This window comes from Polaromonas sp. P1_G4 (assembly GCF_056405475.1).
This window is the reverse complement of the sequence record NZ_JBFUCA010000308.1, coordinates 1-5,167: the sequence shown is the minus strand read 5'-3', so window position 1 is coordinate 5,167 and position 5,167 is coordinate 1. Positions and strand designations below refer to the sequence as shown.

The 5,167-nt window shown below is 59.7% G+C and carries 4 protein-coding genes, 1 tRNA gene and 1 pseudogene; 5 read left to right on the top strand and 1 reads right to left on the bottom strand.

What is annotated here, in order from left to right:
• Nucleotides 1-165 precede the first annotated feature (165 nt).
• The 5 genes from pheS to AC1D1X_RS15165 all read left to right on the top strand — a co-directional run bounded on the left by pheS (nt 166) and on the right by AC1D1X_RS15165 (nt 4,836).
• A complete protein-coding gene (pheS, locus tag AC1D1X_RS15185) occupies nt 166-1,230 on the top strand; it encodes a phenylalanine--tRNA ligase subunit alpha (protein WP_477669070.1) in 1,065 nt (354 codons plus the stop codon).
• Nucleotides 1,231-1,262: 32 nt separating this feature from the next.
• Nucleotides 1,263-3,689, top strand: coding sequence for a phenylalanine--tRNA ligase subunit beta (pheT, locus tag AC1D1X_RS15180; RefSeq protein ID WP_477669071.1), 2,427 nt, complete (start codon nt 1,263-1,265; stop codon nt 3,687-3,689).
• A gap of 48 nt (nt 3,690-3,737) precedes the next feature.
• On the top strand, nt 3,738-4,064 hold the full coding sequence (locus AC1D1X_RS15175; RefSeq protein ID WP_457280348.1) for an integration host factor subunit alpha: 327 nt from the start codon (nt 3,738-3,740) through the stop codon (nt 4,062-4,064).
• 171 nt (nt 4,065-4,235) lie between these two features.
• Nucleotides 4,236-4,724 carry a MerR family transcriptional regulator gene (locus AC1D1X_RS15170; protein ID WP_457280349.1) on the top strand — a complete coding sequence of 163 codons (489 nt, stop codon included), beginning with the start codon at nt 4,236-4,238 and terminating at the stop codon, nt 4,722-4,724.
• A gap of 35 nt (nt 4,725-4,759) precedes the next feature.
• Nucleotides 4,760-4,836: transfer RNA gene (locus AC1D1X_RS15165), tRNA-Pro, on the top strand.
• Nucleotides 4,837-5,014: 178 nt separating this feature from the next.
• Here AC1D1X_RS15165 and AC1D1X_RS15160 read toward each other — a convergent pair.
• Nucleotides 5,015-5,167 (bottom strand): annotated as a pseudogene (locus tag AC1D1X_RS15160) (amidohydrolase family protein); the annotation flags it as partial.

The following is a 5,167-nucleotide window of genomic DNA, read 5'->3' as shown; positions in this document are numbered from 1 at the left end:
GGGCAGTGTTGGTGCTATTAAATCAATAGCTGCTTGCGCAAGAAAAGAAAGGGCTGGAGCTTGAAAAGGCTCTGGCCCTTTTTCATGGCTCTTTCTGCAGTACTCCCGGAACACGAGTGCTGCTGAAAGCGCCTTCGCTGTTTTGTATTTCGAACAAGAGAACGTATGACTCAACCCGATGCCCTCCAGGAACTGGTCAGCACCGCCCATGCCAGTTTTGCGCAGGCCAACACGCCCGCCGACCTGGAAAACGCCAAGGCGCAGTTCCTGGGCAAAACCGGCCGCGTCACGGAATTGATGAAAGGCATGGCCGCACTCAGCGTGGAAGAAAAAAAATCCCGTGGTGCCGCCATCAACCTGGCCAAACAGGCCATCGAAGCTGCATTGAACGATCGCCGTCAGGCACTGGCCGATGCCGAGCTGCAAAAACAACTGAAAGCCGAAGCGTTCGACGTGAGCCTGCCCGGCCGCCAGCGCGCGCAAGGCGGCTTGCATCCCGTTTCGCTGACGCTGGAACGCATTGAAGGCATTTTTGGCTCCATGGGTTTCGACGTGGCCCAAGGCCCCGAGATCGAGACCGACTGGTTTAATTTCACCGCGCTCAATACGCCCGAAGACCATCCAGCGCGTTCGATGCACGACACCTTTTATGTCGAGGGCGGCACCGAGGCCGCGCCCAACCTGCTGCGCACCCACACCAGTCCCATGCAGATCCGCTATGCGGTCCAGCATGTCAAGAAGCATCGCGCGCTGATCGATGCCGGCGGCCGCATGCCCGAAATTCGCGTCATCGCACCGGGCCGCACCTACCGTGTCGACAGTGATGCCACCCACTCGCCCATGTTCCACCAGTGCGAGGGCCTGTGGATAGGCGAGAACGTGAGCTTCAAGGATCTCAAATTCGTCTTCACCGATTTCTGCCGCACCTTCTTTGAAAGCGACGATCTGGTGCTGCGTTTCAGGCCCAGCTTTTTCCCTTTCACCGAGCCCAGTGCCGAGATCGACATCCAGTTCCAGGCTGGCCCGCTGGCCGGCCGCTGGCTCGAAGTCGCCGGTTCCGGCCAGGTGCACCCGAACGTGGTGCGCAACATGGGGCTGGACCCCGAGAAATACATCGGCTTTGCCTTCGGCATGGGCCCTGACCGCCTGACCATGCTGCGCTACGGCGTGAATGACCTGCGCCTGTTCTTCGACGGCGACATCCGCTTCCTCTCCCAGTTTCAGTCCTGAAATTACAAGAACAAGAAAAACAAGGTTAGACCATGCAATTCCCAGAATCCTGGTTGCGCGAATTCTGCAACCCGCCTTTGACGACCCAGCAGCTCGCCGACACACTCACCATGGCCGGCCTGGAGGTCGAAGAACTCAAGCCGGTGGCGCCTCCGTTCACCAGGATTGTTGTTGGCGAAATCAAGGAAGCCGTCCAACACCCGGATGCCGACCGCCTGCGCGTCTGCCAGGTCGACGTGGGGCAGGGCAGCCTGCTCAACATCGTTTGCGGTGCACCCAACGCCCGCGTCGGCATCAAGGTGCCATGTGCCCTGGTCGGCGCCGAGTTGCCTCCCGGTGAAGACGGCAAGCCCTTCCTGATCAAGGTCGGCAAACTGCGCGGCGTGGAAAGCCAGGGCATGCTGTGTTCGGCGCGCGAACTCAAGCTCTCTGAAGACAACGGCGGCCTGCTCGAACTGGTGGCCGATGCGCCGCTGGGCCAGGACATCCGTGAGCATTTGAAGCTCGACGACACCCTGTTCACCCTCAAGCTCACGCCCAACCTGGCGCATTGTCTGAGCGTCTACGGTGTTGCGCGCGAAGTCGCTGCGCTCACGGGTGCACCGCTGAAGACACCGGTCATTCCCGCCGTGGCTGCCGCCGACACCGCGAAACTGCCGGTGAAGATCAGCGCGCCCGATTTGTGCGGCCGCTTTTCCGGCCGCGTGGTGCGCAACGTCAATACGAAAGCCACCACACCCCAATGGATGGTCGATCGCCTGGCGCGCTGCGGCCAGCGCAGCGTGACGGCGCTGGTGGACATCTCCAACTACGTGATGTTCGAGCTGGGCCGTCCCTCGCACATCTTTGACCTCGAAAAAATCCATGGCGGGCTCGATGTCCGCTGGGGCAAGCCCGGCGAGACGCTCAAGCTGCTCAACGGCAATACCGTGACGGTTGACGAAAAAGTTGGCGTGATTGCCGACAATGCACAGGTGGAGTCGCTGGCCGGCATCATGGGCGGCGATGCGACCGCCGTCTCGGACGACACGAAACATGTCTACGTCGAAGCTGCCTTCTGGTGGCCCAAGGCCATCGCTGGCCGTTCGCGCCGTTATAACTTTTCGACTGACGCAGGCCACCGTTTTGAGCGAGGCGTTGATCCCGGGCAGACCGTCGAGCACATCGAGCGCATCACCCAGCTGATCATCGACATCTGCGGCACACCGGAAACGGTGTGCGGCCCCATGGACGACCAGCAGGTTAACGTGCCCAAAGCGGTGCCAGTCACTTTGAGGGTGGCGCGTGCAGCCAAGGTGATCGGCATGCCCCTCACGCAGGCGCAATGCCTGGACGCCCTCCAGCGTCTGGGCCTGCCGGTGACGCAAGGCGAGGGCACGCTGACCGTGACACCGCCCAGCTACCGCTTTGATCTGCAGATCGAAGAAGACCTGATTGAAGAAGTGGTGCGCATGGTGGGTTACAACCAGCTCCCCGAAACACCGCCGCTGGCCCCCATCACCGCCAGGTTGCGCGCTGAAGCCGAACGCAGCCCCTTTGGCGTGCGTCGCGCCCTGGCATCACTGGGTTACCAGGAAACCATTAACTTCAGCTTCGTGGAAGAGCGCTGGGAGCTTGAGCTTGCCGGTAATCCCAACCCCATCAAGCTGCTCAATCCCATCGCCAGCCAGATGAGCGTGATGCGCTCTTCACTGCTGGGTTCGCTCCTGCAGGTGCTCAAGTTCAACCTGGACCGCAAGGCGCCCCGTGTGAACGTGTTTGAGTTGGGCCGCGTTTTTCTGCGCGACACCCAGGTTCAGAACACCGACACCACTGTGGCAGGCTTCAACCAGCCCATGCGTGTGGCTGGCCTGGCCTACGGCCCTCGGGCGGCGATGAACTGGAGCCAGCCTGACAAGGCCGTGGATTTCTTCGATGTCAAGGGCGACGTGGAGACTTTGCTTGCACCGCTTCAGGCCGTTTTTGCGCCGGCGGTGCACCCCGCCATGCATCCCGGCCGCTGCGCAAGCGTGTCCGTGGGCGGCAAGCCGATTGGCTTTGTGGGCGAGTTGCACCCGCAGTGGCGCCAGGGCTACGACCTGGCCCAGGCGCCGCTCCTGTTTGAGCTGGAGCTTGATGCCGTGCTGCAGCGGCTTGTGCCGGAGTTCAAGCCGGTCAGTAAGCTCCAGCCGGTGGAGCGTGACATCGCCGTCATCGTGGCCGAAAGCGTCACACATGCTGCGCTGATGTCGGCCATCCACGGTGCAAACACGCAGGGCCTGCTCAAGGGCGCGACGCTGTTTGACGTCTATCGGCCGCAGCAGGCAAGCGCGAGCATGCAGCTTGGCGAAAAAAGCCTGGCCGTGCGCTTGGTGCTTTCGAGCGACGCCGCTACACTGACAGATGAGGAGATTGAGGCGGCCGTTCAGTCGGTGCTCGACAATCTGCAAGGTCAGTTGGGTGCCCGCTTGCGGGCCTGACCTTTCACGAATAGCGCTCACAATAAAAGTCGCCAGGAGTACCGTTGCATGGATTTTTCTGTAGAAAGCCTGGAAACCCCGGCGCTGACAAAGGCGCATCTGGCCGAGTTGCTGTTTGAACAGATCGGGCTCAACAAACGCGAATCAAAAGACATGATCGACGCGTTTTTTGACCTGATCTCGGACAGCCTGGTGGACGGAAATGATGTGAAAATTTCCGGGTTTGGTAATTTCCAGATTCGCACCAAAGCCCCACGCCCTGGCCGCAACCCGCGAACCGGCGAAGCCATCCCCATTGAGGCCCGCAGGGTGGTGACATTTCATGCCAGCCACAAGCTCAAAGACCAGATCCAGGGCGAAACTGTTGCCGAATAAGTACTAAACCCGGTGGCTTTGTCCGCTTGATTTACGTATCCGGGTAGGTGGTTGTAATTAAATGTCACCTGTGTGACGGAACAACACATGCCAAAAAACCGGCTCAACTCTTTGCGCTAAGTTTCGACTTAGAGTAGATTTGGAGGTTTCCTCCTTAGCGCATTGATTTAATTGGAGAAAACGCTCCCACCCATTCCCGCGAAACGCTATTTCACCATCGGTGAAGTCAGTGATTTGTGCGGTGTCAAACCTCACGTGCTCCGTTATTGGGAGCAAGAGTTCACGCAGCTACGCCCGATGAAGAGGCGTGGCAACCGCCGCTACTACCAGCACCATGAGGTGCTGATGATCCGCCGGATCCGTGATTTGCTCTATGACCAGGGCTTCACCATCAGCGGCGCACGCAACAAGCTTCAGGAAATTGTCCAGACCGAACGCGACAAGCGCCGTAACGGTGAAGTCATGCTTGACGGCGTAGAAGTGCTGGAAGGCGGTGAGTCCCTGCTGGAGGATTTTGAGGATTCCAGTGACCACTCGGACTTTGAAGACAGCGAGCCGGAGGGCGCGGATTTGCCCAGCGGCAGCGCGGCTCAGCAACGACTGCAATTGGTACGGCGCGAGTTGTTTGAAATTCGTGATCTCCTCAGCGCCGGGCACTGAGAAGCATTTTCGGCACGCTATAATAAAAGGCTTGTCGGTGTGTGGCGCAGCCTGGTAGCGCACTTGCATGGGGTGCAAGGGGTCGAAGGTTCGAATCCTTTCACACCGACCAATAAAACCATCAGATAGCCGGTTAGCTAACGCTAACCGGCTTTTTTTGTTTGGGTCGAATATTTGTTGAAGTAGCCGGTCGGCTGTCTTTGAGATCGACGTCAGAGGATTGCCCGTCGTTTAGCTCGACGCAATCGTGTCTGGGGAAAACGCGATGGCAAGTTGCAGGCGCCTGCGTATCAGGCCGGAACAATGCTGGGGATCTGCGTGGCCGGCGGGGTGTTACGGCTGCGGCCGCAGCGAACCAGGCCGTCAATCATCACCATGCCAACGCCGGGAATATCCCCGCGTTGCACACTGTCCAGCAGGTTGAGCCCCGCTGAGTGCTGGGC